This is a genomic window from Legionella drozanskii LLAP-1 (assembly GCF_001467585.1).
Classification (GTDB): domain Bacteria; phylum Pseudomonadota; class Gammaproteobacteria; order Legionellales; family Legionellaceae; genus Tatlockia; species Tatlockia drozanskii.
Genome location: NZ_LNXY01000031.1, coordinates 75,552 through 87,952, shown reverse-complemented (window position 1 = coordinate 87,952; position 12,401 = coordinate 75,552). Strand labels below are relative to the sequence as shown.

The following is a 12,401-nucleotide window of genomic DNA, read 5'->3' as shown; positions in this document are numbered from 1 at the left end:
GCTGGAGGATGACAAAAAAAGTGCAGCTTAATGGCAGTGTGGATGGGACCGAACGCTACCAATAGTTGGGGGTGATTAATCATGGGAAAAGAATCAACACCAAAATCTTCTTTGCATCCGCAATTGCAAGCCTTTTTGCTATTGTCCGAGGATTGTATTATTGTTTTGGATGCAAACTATCGTATTCTTGAGTTTAATGAAGCGAGCACATCCTTGCTGGGGTGGAAAGACAAGGAAATGCTTGGCCAGCCTTTTGCCTCAATTTACTTCCAGCTAGGTCACAAAATTCCCTTTCCTTTTTATCAGTATGAACTTATTTTGCAAAATGAGCATGGTGAGTTTGAGGGCATGTTATATAAAAATAACACAAAACGCTATTTTACTTGGAAATTTAAACGTCAATCGAATCAGATCATTCTACTAGGAAAAGATAATACGGATACGAAACGATTGGCTTTGCAGAATGTCACTATTTTTGATCAAATAAAAAAGATTTCGGCTTGTGTACCCGGTAATTTTTATTGGAAAAATAAAGATGAAGAATACCTAGGTTGTAATAAAATTCTTCTCAAAACACTGGGGCTTAATTCCATGAATGATTTCGTGGGAAAAACAGATCTTGATCTTTGGCCAGAACATGCCGAGGAATTAAGAAAAAACGATCAACGAGTGATAAAGGGAAAAAAACCTGTTCTTTTTGAAGAAACCGTTACTCTTAACGGTAAAAAAATGTACTTTACTGTGATTAAAATGCCTCTCATCGATGATGAAGGAAATATCATTGGTATCTTGGGAAATTCTTCAGATATTACTGAATTAAAAAGAACTCAGGCCGATTTAAAAATAGCTAAAGAAGCTGCTGAAAAAGCGAGTCAAGCCAAAACTGAATTTTTGGCTAACATGAGTCATGATATTCGTACTCCTTTAACCGGCATTATTGGTATGACCAAAATGCTTGAGGAAACAGCCAGAAGCGAAGAAGAAAGGCAATATGCAAGCTGGGTCAATGAAAGCGGCGAGCAGCTGTTAAAGCTTTTAAATGGCGTTCTTGATGTGGTTTCTGCTGATGATATGAATGAAGACGACCTTTATTTAGAGTCATTTTATCTGAGAGATTGTTTGGAGGATCTCAATCAGTTAGAACAACCTGCAATGATGCAAAAAGATATTAGTTTCCAATTAAAAATTGATTCTAATATTCCTGAATATATCCGCACTGATCGTTTCAAATTAAGCCGTGTTTTGCTCAATTTATTAGGCAATGCGATTAAATTTACCGACCAAGGTATGATTCAACTTATTGTCGATTTAATAAGCTCTGACGATCAACAAAAATCGTTAATGTTTAAGGTAATTGATACGGGAAAAGGAATCCCCAAAGAAGCGCAGGAAAAAGTATTCGAACGCTTTTATCGCATTTCACCTTCCTATAAAAATAATCATCATGGACATGGCGTGGGCCTTCACATTGTCGAAAAATATGTTGAGCTATTAGGGGGTAAAATTGGTATCAGCAGTGAAGAAGGTAAAGGAACTACTTTTTATTTTGCCATTCCTTTAGTTCCGGGTGTAGCACCTGAAATCGATGAAAAAGAGAAAATTGTTTCGTCTCCTGCTGTGATTACGCCCTCGCATTCTCCTTATCTACTGCTGGTGGAAGACAGCATTGTGGCCTTAAAAGTTCTTGAACGAATGGTGATGAAAGCGGGTTGCCGTTATTTATCGGCCTCTTCAGGAGAAAAAGGCTTATCATTAGCCAAAACAGAACCCTTTGATTTAATTATCACCGATGTCGGCTTGCCTGGAATCTCAGGTAATGAAATGACGCGACAAATCCGCGACTGGGAAAAACAAATGGGTTCGACTTCACAGTTGTTGATCTATGGTCTAACGGGCCATGCCGGACAAATTGCAGAAGCTGAGTCTTTACAAGTAGGCATGAATGGTCTATTCACCAAGCCTATGAAAGCGATTAACTTGAGGACTTTGTTAGAATCGTTTCAATCCAGGGAAAATGGAGGCGGCAAGACCATTTTGTCATTAGGAATCGACTTACCTAATACGGAAGAGGAGCTTTTTGCATTGAATAACTTCTCTCTTCTCGATATCGAGAAAGGTATCGCCACTTTAGGAAATTTAACGGTATTTAGCGATCTTTTATTGACCTTAGTCTCTGATGACTTGCCCCATGAAGAGCTCGGTATTCGTCAGGCTTATATTCAAGGTGATTGGATAAAGATTGAAAGTTTAGCGCATAAATTAAAAAGTGGCGCAGTCTATTGTTGTACAACCAAGTTACAGTATGCCTGCCAATACCTTGAGCGATATTGTAAGGCAGGTCATAGCAAGTTACTTGAGAAATTATATTATCAATTAATTCAAGTGATAGGCGAGACCAAGCAAGCGATTAATAGTTGGTTGGAAGAACGTGTAGTGAGTAAAGAAGTTGAGTCTCAGATTGAATTGACAAGTCTATAACACTTGTCTTTAGTAAGTAACTGGCTGCTAAAATATCATCTCAGTCAGATTTACTGATAGAAAACTGAAGTCAAAAAATTCTTCACGCTACTCGACCCAGGCAAATTTTGATTACAAGGCAGAAATTAGTCCTCGAAATGCTTGCGAAGTTAATTGTATGATAATTGCCATATTATTTTGTCAATGCAGCGACTTGGAGATCAAGCCCATCCTCTTTCAGTGCAGTAGAAATTGTTGCAGAGACTTCATTAATGAGCGCTCTTTCTCCTGGATTAGGATTTAACATGGCCTGTATTTGTTTTTTTACTTGCTGATTATTTAAATGGATTAACTCACTATCAAATTCACCTTTCATAGCACGTTGATAGAATGGCTCAGCTGTGTTGAAAGATGGGGGTTTTTCACCCATAACCTGAGCAAGGATGTGACCTAAAGAAAAAACATCACTTTTAGTACTTGAACCTTTTCCTTCAAAACGTTCGGGTGCTATATATAAAGCTGTTCCTTTTATGGGGAACTTCATTGCATCATTAGTGGTTTGTTTTTTAGCAAAAGCGAAATCAATAAAAAAGCACCGGGGATTATGTGGGTCGCTAAGATCAACCATGATATTTCTAGGAGAAATATCATTATGGACTAAATTTCTAGCTTTAACCTGTTGCGTATATGCCTGCAAAATGGAAAGACAAATGGCTAAGCGTGTTTTTTCATCAAGATCGCCTTTTAATACCTGCTCTAAAGTTTGTCCTGGCATTTTGCGCATGAATAGATAGGCGCGTAGATTACCATCATCTTGGAAAAAGACTGGTTTTCTAATAAAGAGATGGCCGGCTTGTTTAGTGCGCCTATATTCTTTGTTAACATCTCTTCGCCACTGATTTTCACTCACATGCTTTTTACGCGGTATTTCTTTTCTGATTCTGGCTTTATTAGGCTTTTGATGTACGGGCATATAAACCAATTCAGCGTCTTTAAAAAATAATTTTCCTTTTACTTTGTCGATAAATCCATAATTTCCGTTACCCACGCGTTTGCCAATCACTTCAAAGCATTGGCTCTCTTTATCTTTACTTAAACGCCAGGAAATTTCTTTAGAAAGTTTGATGACGGATTCGTCGAAAGGATAATTTTTATCCTTAAAAAAAACTTCAGGGTCATCATCGCCATCTAAGAAGTCGCCTAAAAGTTCTCTCTCACTTTCAGACAGTTTAGTGGGATTAATCGCTAAAACATTTTCGTTTTCAGAATTGTTTTCGCTAAAATTAGTCATAATATTTCCTAGCTTTCCATGAGGCTGGATAAATATTATACAATTAGTGTTGTTTTTGTGTCAATCACTTGAGTTGATGCGGCGATTCAAGGGCAGGCAGATGGGTGGGTGTTTTGGCCTCCACTTTTCGGCATTGTCATAAGGTTAAATTTTTACAAAGTAGGTAGGTTGAGCCTTGGCCCAACCTATTAATTACCAGATAACACAGCGCTTGGCATTTACCATCGCACTATTCGCTGGAATGGAAAAGGCCATTTGAAATTGTGGCATATTGGAGAGTGTTCCATTCACGCGATATATCATGGGTGGATGGGGATCGGTTGTTACCAAATTACGTGCTTGCTCAGGACGCATATTGGAGGCCCAGACATGGGCGGTTCCTAAGAAAAACTGTTGAGCCGGCGTGATTCCATTGATTGTTTCTGCGTTTTTATAAAACTTAGAATGTTGAAAAGCATGATAAGCCAAGGTGAGGCCGCCTAAATCAGCTGTTGCTTCACCGACGACTAATTTTCCTTGCACAGCTAAATCGCCATCCACTTTATATTTAGAGAATTGCTCCACGATGCAATTTGTTGCCGCTTGGAATTTTTTCAAATCAGCCTCAGTCCACCAATTCTTTAAATTTCCATAGCCATCGAATTGAGCCCCTTGATCATCAAATCCATGCGTCATTTCATGACCCATCACAAAACCGATTGAACCATAGTTGATGGCTGCAGGCGCGTTAGGATCGAAGAAGGGTGGTTGTAAGATTCCTGCTGGAATATTGAGGTTATTCATTGAGGGATCGTAATATGCATTGATCGTTTGTGGAGGCATCGCCCATTCGCTACGATCAACGGGTTTACCAATTTTGTTGAGATCGCGGCGATTCAAGAATTGGTTGGCTCGGATCACATTCTGCACGTAAGGGCCGCGGTCAACTTTCAAGGTCGAATAATCCCACCATTTATCCGGATAACCCACTCTCTCTTCCATCAGATCTAACTTTTTCAAGGCAGCTTGTCTTGTTTCCGGGGTCATCCAGCTAAGCGTTTTTAGATCTTGCTTTAAGGCTTGCCGAATATCACCCAAGATCTCCCGTGCTGCTTGTTTTGATTCAGGCGGAAAATATTTTTCCACGTACAATTTACCGATAGCAAAGCCTAGAGCTCCATTTTCAGTATTAACGACCCGTTTCCAACGCGGCAATAATTTTTTGGTGCCGCTTAAGGAGGAAACCATTTTGAAATTTTGGTCGACAAAAGGTTTTGACAAATAAGAAGCAAATGCGTCAATTAAATGCCAACGTAAATAGGTTTTCCAATCAGCCAGCGGAAGGGCTAGGAGCTGTTCATTCATCACTTTGAAGAACTCAGGAGTCGATAAATTGATATGTGTAATTGACGGTTGACCAAGCTCGCTTAAGTATTGAGGCCAGATAAAATTAGGGGTGACTTTTTCGAGTTGTTGCAAATCCATCATATGATAAATAGCGTGTGGATTTCGCTGTTCCGTTTGCGACATGGAAGCTTTTGCTAAAATGGTTTCAATCTTCATAACCGTAGCCGCTTCTGCCGCCGCTTTATCTGGCGCGTCACCGAGTAGCTCAAACATTTTGGTCATATGCTCAACGTAAGTTGCGCGAATTTGTTGAAATTTTTTATCCTCTTTGAGGTAATAATCGCGATCAGGTAAACCGAGACCCCCTTGTTGAGCAGCGCCAATCATTTCCTGGCTATTTTTAAAATCTTGCATTGAGCCAAAATTAAAGAGAGCATCTACGCCAATAAGTTGTAAATGAGTGATGACTTGCTGTAAATCAGCTAAGTTTTTGATCGCAGCAATGCGTTCAAACTCAGGCACTAGGGGGTTAATTCCGAGTTTATTTATGGACTCTTCATCCATACCGCTGTAGTAAAAATCGCCAACCTTTTGTTCAATACTACCTGGCGCTGCCTTTTTGTCATTCGCTGCGGTGATGAGCATTTGATGAATTATATTTTGTACTTTTTCTTGCAAGATATTGAAACTACCCCAGCTTGCATATTCGGGCGGAATTGGATTGTTTTTTTGCCAGCTGCCATTGGCATAGGCGAAGAAGTCGGTTGTGGGAGATGCAGTGGTGTCGCGCCAATCTAAGCGCAAGGTTTCTACTGCATTATTTTTATTAGTTGCTGTTGCGGGTATTTCTACTGCGCCGCAAGAAAAACTTAATGTGATGGTAAAAATTGCAATAGTAAATCGCATAAATTATCTCCTAATGAGCTTCATCCCAATCCTTTCCTACTCCAACTGATACTGACAAAGGTACAGATAATTGTGCCGCGTTTTCCATTAATTCTCGAATAGTTTCCTTTACGCTAGAAATAGCAGTTTCAGGAATTTCAAAAATCAACTCATCATGAACCTGCATAATCATTTTTGCCTGTGGCATTTCCAGAGTGGATTGCCAGTCGGCTAAAGCGAGCATTGCTTTTTTAATAATGTCTGCGGCAGTTCCTTGCATAGGTGCATTGATGGCAGCTCGCTCGGCTGCTTTTTGACGCATCATATTTTGTGTATTGATCTCTGGTAAATAAAGGCGTCGACCAAAAAGTGTTTCCACATAACCTTGTTGATGAGCTTGTTGACGTGTCCGCTCCATGTATTCAAGAACACCAGGGTAACGTTGGAAGTAGCAGTCCATATAGTATTGCGCATCTTGGCGTTCAATGCCAAGTCGTTTTGCTAATCCAAAGGAAGACATTCCATAAATCAAACCAAAATTCACTGCTTTAGCACGACGCCGCTGTTCGGTAGTAACCTCTGTCAGAGGAACTTGAAAAATTTCACTGGCGGTTGCGGCATGAATATCCCAATTATTAGTAAACGCTGTTAGTAAATTTTCGTCTTGGGACAAATGCGCCATGATACGCAATTCAATTTGCGAATAATCAGCAGCTAATAACAGATGATTGGGAGGAGCAATAAATGCTTTACGAATAAGCCGTCCTTCTTCGCTGCGAATGGGAATGTTTTGTAGATTAGGCTCACTCGAAGATAAACGTCCGGTTGCAGCAACCGCCTGATTATAAGAAGTATGCACGCGATTGGTTTGCGGATTGATGCATTTTGGTAAGGCATCGATATAAGTTGAGATTAGCTTACTAAGGCTGCGATACTCAAGGATCACCGCAGGTAGGCGAAAATCGTAAGCGAGCTCCTGTAATACTGATTCTGCTGTCGAAGGCTGCCCCGTCGGTGTCTTGGTTAAGACAGGGATTTTTAACACTTCAAATAAAATTTCCTGAAGTTGTTTGGGGGAGTTAAGATTAAAAGGTTTCCCCGCAAGACTCAGCGCTTCTGCTTCAAGTGCAATCATGCGTTCTTTTAGTCGTTCACCATGCTTTGCGAGGGTTAACTTATCGATGAGAACCCCTTCATATTCCATGTCAGCCAAAACAGTGAGTAAAGGTATTTCAATGGTATTGAGCACTGATTTCAGCTTGTCATCGAGCATGGAGTAGAGTTTGTGGTGTAGTTTTAAAGAAATGTCGGCGAATTCCGTCGCATAGGCTGCTGCTTTAATGACAGGTACTTCATCAAAGCATAATTGTTTTGCCCCTTTGCCGACAATGGTCTCCGGGCTAATCGGTTTATGGCCGAGGTATTTTAACGAGAGCGAGTCTAGATCATGTTGGCTAGCGTTGGAGTTTAAAACGTAAGATTCCAGCATGGGATCGAAAACTAGGCCTTGAGCATGAATACCGTAGTGCTTAAATGCGTTGTAATCGTATTTTAAATTTTGGCCTATTTTCCCTATTTCCTCATTTTCAAGAATAGGTTTTAAGGCCTTTAATACGATGTCTCGGGGTAATTGTTGACTATTATCTTTGTGAGCCAAAGGAATATAAACTGAGTCTCCTTCTGCAATAGCAAAAGCAATACCAACAATTTCAGCTTCCATGACGTTAGAATTCGTCGTTTCTACATTGATGGAGAAGCTTTGGCAAGACGCTAATTGTTTTAACAACTCATCGAGTTGAGCGTCGGTATTAATAACGACAAAATGGTTTTCTTCAATGGGGGTTGTTTCTTCAGCGGAGCCTGCCTCTTGTGTCGACTGCTGCTCTAACTGTTCCTTTAACCAGGTTTTAAACTCTAATTCACGCAGCAGCGCAATTAGTTTTTCGCGATCAGGCGCTTTATGTTTTAGATCCGCTAAAGTTAAGGGGAGTTCGACATCGATTTTAATCGTCACTAATTTTTTTGATAAAGGGAGATGCGCAAGACTAGCGCGGAAATATTCGCCGATTTTACCGCTAATTGCCTGAGCATTGGCCATCAAGTTGTCTAGGTTTTGATATTCTTGCAGCCATTTTGCTGCTGTTTTAGGTCCGCATTTAGTGACCCCCGGAACATTATCGACGCTATCGCCAATCAAAGCTAGGTAATCAATGATTTGCTTAGGATGAACGCCAAATTTCTCAATAACACCAGCGATGTCGAGGGTTTTATTCGTCATGGTGTTAATGAGGGTGACATGCTCGTTGACTAATTGAGCCATGTCTTTATCACTGGTCGAAACGAGTACTGCCTGTCCTTTTTCAGTTGCTAAATGAGCAAGTGTACCAATAACATCATCCGCTTCTACACCGTCAACGATAAGCAAGGGTAAGCCCATTGCGGCCAATAACTCCATTAGCGGTTGAAATTGACAATGAAGATCGTTAGGCATTGGAGGACGATGGGCTTTATATTCGGGATACCATTCGTCTCTAAATGTCTTGCCTTTGCTATCAAAAATGACGGCAATTTCTTCTGGTTGAAAATCCTTCATTATTTTTCTTACCATATTAGCTACTCCGTAGACTGCTCCGGTTGGCAGGCCTTTGGAGTTGGTAAGAGGGGGCAATGCATGAAAAGCCCGAAAAAAATAAGAGGATCCATCAATCAGAATTAAAGGGCCAGACATTATTTTTGGGCCTCGTATTGCGCTAGCCGTCGATTCAAGTCATCTACTTTTTCACTTAATGCTTTTAAATTTTTACGCATAATAGGTATTCGCGTGACGGACAATTCGTGTTCAATTGCTTTATCTTTAGGACGAGCTGGACTGCCTAAATAGATATTGCCTTGTTTAAGATGCTTTTTTGGGGGCACTCCAGCGCGTGCGCCTAAAATAACGCCATCGTCAATTCGTACGTGATCACTCACGCCCACATTCGCGGCAAAAATCACATTATCACCACTCGTGGTGCTCCCTGCTACACCTGTAAAAGCGCAGAGAATATTATGTTTACCTAATTTCACTGAATGAGCAATTTGCACTAAATTGTCGATCTTGGTCCCGGCGCCAATAATTGTTGCGCCTAAGGTTGCTCTATCAATCGTTGTATTAGCACCAATTTCTACATCATCCTCGATTACCACATGTCCTACGTGGGGAACTTTCATGTGTTGACCATCAATAAAAGTATAACCAAAACCATCTGAGCCAATCACTGAGGAAGCGTGAATGCAAACTCGTTTCCCAATTTGGCAGCGGTCATAAATTGTCACATGAGGATGTAAAACAGTATCTGAGCCGATAGAAACATCTGCACCAATACTTGCATGACCTTTGATAATACAGTTGTCTCCAATGCTTACACCAGGTTCGATAATAGTGTAAGGGCCGACGAAAACATTTTTACCGAAGGTTACATCGTCAGCAACAGACGCTGTGGGATGAATGCCAGGAGTAGGTTTTCTACTCGGATAAAAATAACTAAGGAGTTGAATAAATGACTTAAATGGATTGGAAACCTGGATAACCGGTTTAATTTCACTTTTTGCGCTGCTGCACACTAAAATCGCTGCAGCTTGAGAATGTTCTGCTAACCGCAGATTTTCTGGTCCGTCGGCAAAAACAAGAGCTCCAGCCACTATGTTATCAATAGGTGATAGTGACGAAACTATAATCTTCTCGTTACCAACAACCAGCCCTTGCACTAAATTGGCTATCTCATACAACGAAGCATTCATTATTGACCTTATAAAATCATGCAAAATAGGGCGATTATAGCGCGATGTAGCTTCAGTTGCGAACTATGTTTAGAAGATTATGCAGAAATTTTACATTATTTTGAATGGAATGATAAAACTTAGATTTTTCTTGAATTTCCATAGAGTCAACCACTTAACCCTTTGATTTATATAGGAATTAAATAGCTGTGAGCGACGAATGAGAGGGGTAAAATGTAGGTTGGCCAACGTCCAACCTACATCGGAAATCAAAGCCGACGTAACAATATAGCGGCATTTGCACCACCAAAGGCAAAATGATTAGATAAAGCGATATCGATTTGCTTGGGTCGAGCGTAATTTGCCACGTAATCTAAGTCGCAAGCTGGATCAGGGTCATGCAGGTTAATTGTCGGGAGTAAAATATCATGTTGCAAGCATAATGTGGTTGCAATAATTTCCATGGCTCCTGCTGCACCAATAGCATGACCAGTCATTGCCTTTTGCGCGGTAATTGGGATCTCATAAGCACGTTGGCCGAAAATTGCTTTTATTGTTTCCGTTTCAGTGACATCATTTAACTGGGTGCCTGTACCATGAGCGTTGATATATTGAACATCACTGACAGCGAGCTTAGCATCATCTAAAGCGGAATGAATAGCGCGTACTTGGCCTTGTACAGTAGGTGCGGTTACATGGTATGAATCACAGCTAGCACCGAATCCAATGATTTCGGCATAAATCTTAGCCCCTCTTGCTTTAGCTTGTTGTAATTCCTCAAGAATTAGAATGCCAGCTCCATCAGCCATGACCATACCGTCTCGATTTTTATCAAAAGGTCGACATGACAAAGTCGGGTTTTCATTTTGAGTCGACATTACGCGAAGCTTACACCAAGCGGCCATGAGAGTTTCCCATAGCAGTGATTCTGTGCCACCGCATAAAGCGGTGGTGAGTTTGCCGTAAGCGATCTGCTGATAGGCATTCCCAATGGCCTCAGCAGAGGATACGCAGGCATTTGAAGTGGTTGAATTGGGTCCACCTAAACCAAAAGCGATTGCAATATGATTGGCGACCGAATTAGGCATCCCACGAATCACACTTAAGGCAGGAATTTTTTTCCAACTTTCTTTAAAAAAGGATTCATAGGCAGATTCAAGTTCAGGCGTGCCGCCTAGGCTTGTGCCGATATAGGTTCCGGTTTTTGCTAATTCTTCAGCAGTCAAACCTGAGCGTTCAATCGCATGGTGGGCGCAGAAAAGTGCATACTGCGCAACACGGGGGTAGCGTTTGCTTTTATCAAACTCAGGTAGGTGGGCGAGCGATAAATTAGTAATTTCGCCACCAATTTGAGTAGGATAGGGTGTTGGGTCATAGCTTTCAACCCGTTTAATACCGCACTGCCCTTTTATCGCGGCCTGCCAGAAAGTCTCAAGCCCATTGCCGATGGAAGAGACTATCTCCATCCCAGTTATTACAACCCGTTTCTTCATTCCTTATCCCCGTAGCGCTTTCCTTCCGCAGTAAAACGCAATACTAAATGTGCAGTAGAAAAGCTGTCAAGCCGAATTCACTGTATTGAGGTATTTTGTTTGAAATTAGCGTGTTATCTTGTTTAAATGCAGGCAAAGATAATAACAATTCACCAGAATGAATTGGCAACGCTCTTAACCAAACCGCTAATGATAACCTGATTACCGGGTAGATAGAATAGATTGTACAACATCCAAGAGTTACATTCTAACTCATTGAATTGACGATCAAATTCGACTTTAAATTATTGTGCTTCCAAAAGAGCATGTAACTTATCGGTAGAAATAGCCCAGTAGTCGGTTGCATTGATTGTTTTAAAATCATGGCGCATGTAAAGGTTAAGGGCATTGTGGTTAGAAGTTTCCACATCTAATATCAATTTAGTCGTGCCTAATGATAAGGCATGATTGATACAAAAAGATAATAACTCACTCCCCAAACCTTGACCTTGACTATGCGGGAGAATAGCAATATCCGATAGAATAGCACTGTCAGTTTGCCAACGAATATGTGCTTTTCCAATGGCTCTTCCTTGATAGAAAGCGAGCAGAATGGTGTAATTGTTTTCCTCGAGTAAACTGTTAAATCGTGTGAGCATATCGTCTTGTTCTTCAGGGAAACAAAGTTCATCGATGGTGCAGAGATCGAAAATATCTTTTTCGCTAGCTTTGCGAATTTGCAGTCTTTGTTTTGTTATTAAAATGGGTTCGTAGCTATGGCGCTGCATTTGATATTCGCTGTTATGGTAGCTAAATCCAAGCTGCGAAAGCCAGCGCTCATTAACCGCTGTGGGCGTAGCAAAAAGCAGCGTATCCATTTGTTTGGCTAACAATAAAGGCATGACTGTTTGAAGTAAGCGTTTGGCTATGCCCTGCCGACGATGAGAAGGCGCTATGATAACAGTTACCTCACAAGCGTTTGCATAGAAGAAGTAAACACTTAAAAAGCCTAAAAGCTTGTCCTCTTCAAAAAAAAGTAGATTAGAATCATTGGCTCTTTTTTGTTCAAGAATATGAGGATATAAAGGAGGAGAACTGCCATCAGTTTCTCGGCATGAAGCAGTTAGTTCCTGCACTTCACGTAACTGGGTTTGATTTAGTTGGCTATTAAAAATGAGCATAATCTTGTTTAAAATTATTTAAAATAAAAA

7 protein-coding genes are annotated in these 12,401 nt (G+C 40.7%); 1 reads left to right on the top strand and 6 read right to left on the bottom strand.

From position 1 onward, the window contains the following. Window positions 1–81 precede the first annotated feature (81 nt). Window positions 82–2,478: an ATP-binding protein gene (locus tag Ldro_RS13880; RefSeq protein ID WP_058497026.1), complete on the top strand. Its 2,397-nt coding sequence runs from the start codon at window positions 82–84 to the stop codon at window positions 2,476–2,478. 172 nt (window positions 2,479–2,650) lie between these two features. On the opposite strand, the gene Ldro_RS13875 is transcribed toward Ldro_RS13880, so the two are convergent. From Ldro_RS13875 to Ldro_RS13850, 6 genes are all read right to left on the bottom strand, one after another. Continuing rightward, on the bottom strand, window positions 2,651–3,748 hold the full coding sequence (locus Ldro_RS13875; RefSeq protein ID WP_058497025.1) for a protein kinase domain-containing protein: 1,098 nt from the start codon (window positions 3,746–3,748) through the stop codon (window positions 2,651–2,653). Window positions 3,749–3,940: 192 nt separating this feature from the next. Then, the gene (locus tag Ldro_RS13870) at window positions 3,941–5,980 is read right to left on the bottom strand and encodes a M13 family metallopeptidase (RefSeq protein ID WP_058497024.1); all 2,040 of its coding nucleotides are present in this window, start codon (window positions 5,978–5,980) and stop codon (window positions 3,941–3,943) included. A gap of 10 nt (window positions 5,981–5,990) precedes the next feature. Beyond that, window positions 5,991–8,687, bottom strand: coding sequence for a DNA polymerase I (gene polA, locus Ldro_RS13865; protein ID WP_058497023.1), 2,697 nt, complete (start codon window positions 8,685–8,687; stop codon window positions 5,991–5,993). Continuing rightward, complete coding sequence (lpxD, locus tag Ldro_RS13860) at window positions 8,687–9,739, bottom strand: UDP-3-O-(3-hydroxymyristoyl)glucosamine N-acyltransferase (protein WP_058497022.1); 1,053 nt, start codon at window positions 9,737–9,739, stop codon at window positions 8,687–8,689. Before lpxD ends, polA begins: the two co-directional genes overlap by 1 nt. A 248-nt stretch (window positions 9,740–9,987) precedes the next feature. Next, the gene (locus tag Ldro_RS13855) at window positions 9,988–11,211 is read right to left on the bottom strand and encodes a beta-ketoacyl-[acyl-carrier-protein] synthase family protein (protein ID WP_058497021.1); all 1,224 of its coding nucleotides are present in this window, start codon (window positions 11,209–11,211) and stop codon (window positions 9,988–9,990) included. Window positions 11,212–11,495: 284 nt separating this feature from the next. Next, entirely contained in the window at window positions 11,496–12,371 is an 876-nt protein-coding gene (locus tag Ldro_RS13850) for a GNAT family N-acetyltransferase (RefSeq protein ID WP_058497020.1), read from the bottom strand. Window positions 12,372–12,401 lie beyond the last annotated feature (30 nt).

Coding starts and splice junctions, on each gene's coding strand:
- Ldro_RS13880 (WP_058497026.1), top strand. CDS start 82: ATGGGAAAAGAATCAACACCAAAATCTTCTTTGCATCCGCAATTGCAA.
- Ldro_RS13875 (WP_058497025.1), bottom strand. CDS start 3,748: ATGACTAATTTTAGCGAAAACAATTCTGAAAACGAAAATGTTTTAGCG.
- Ldro_RS13870 (WP_058497024.1), bottom strand. CDS start 5,980: ATGCGATTTACTATTGCAATTTTTACCATCACATTAAGTTTTTCTTGC.
- polA (WP_058497023.1), bottom strand. CDS start 8,687: ATGTCTGGCCCTTTAATTCTGATTGATGGATCCTCTTATTTTTTTCGG.
- lpxD (WP_058497022.1), bottom strand. CDS start 9,739: ATGAATGCTTCGTTGTATGAGATAGCCAATTTAGTGCAAGGGCTGGTT.
- Ldro_RS13855 (WP_058497021.1), bottom strand. CDS start 11,211: ATGAAGAAACGGGTTGTAATAACTGGGATGGAGATAGTCTCTTCCATC.
- Ldro_RS13850 (WP_058497020.1), bottom strand. CDS start 12,371: ATGCTCATTTTTAATAGCCAACTAAATCAAACCCAGTTACGTGAAGTG.